Source organism: Nitrincola tibetensis, assembly GCF_003284585.1.
In the GTDB taxonomy this organism is placed as follows: Bacteria; Pseudomonadota; Gammaproteobacteria; order Pseudomonadales; family Balneatricaceae; genus Nitrincola; species Nitrincola tibetensis.
The window spans coordinates 1-507 of record NZ_QKRX01000053.1 but is presented as its reverse complement, the minus strand read 5'-3'; the positions used below and the strand labels follow the sequence as shown (position 1 = coordinate 507).

1 protein-coding gene is annotated in these 507 nt (G+C 50.5%); it reads left to right on the top strand.

Annotation, left to right across the window (positions count from 1 at the left end; translation table 11 throughout):
• The coding region (locus DN062_RS18630) for a hypothetical protein (protein ID WP_205126783.1) at positions 1 to 507 on the top strand (507 nt) is incomplete at both ends.

The following is a 507-nucleotide window of genomic DNA, read 5'->3' as shown; positions in this document are numbered from 1 at the left end:
GCAACACGGTTAACTTGGTGATCACGGATCAGCAGGGCAATGAAGTTGTTCTGAATGACGTTGCGTTGGACGCTGATGGTAACTTCAGTGTTGAAGCCGACCTAAGCGGCTTGATTGACGGTCCATTAGATGTGGTTGCAAGCGCAACGGACAACAATGGTAACCCAATCACTGGCACAGACAACGCTGAGCTGGATGCGATTGCGGCAGACATCACCGTTGAGACCGAAGTGGATAACGCTGGTCCAACGATTGATGTGACAGGTGATACTACTGATATCCCAGTGGGCTCTGAGCTAGTGGTTACGATCACTGACCAAGAAGGCAACACCGTTACGACAACCGCGATTGTTGAAGAAGACGGCAGCTACACGGTTACAGATCTAGATATCACCGATCTAACCGACGGTGACCTAGACATTACAGTTACAGGTACCGACAACAACGGCAACCCAGTGACAGGCACTGCTGAAGACGAGCTCGATGCAGTTGAATCTGCAGTTGAAG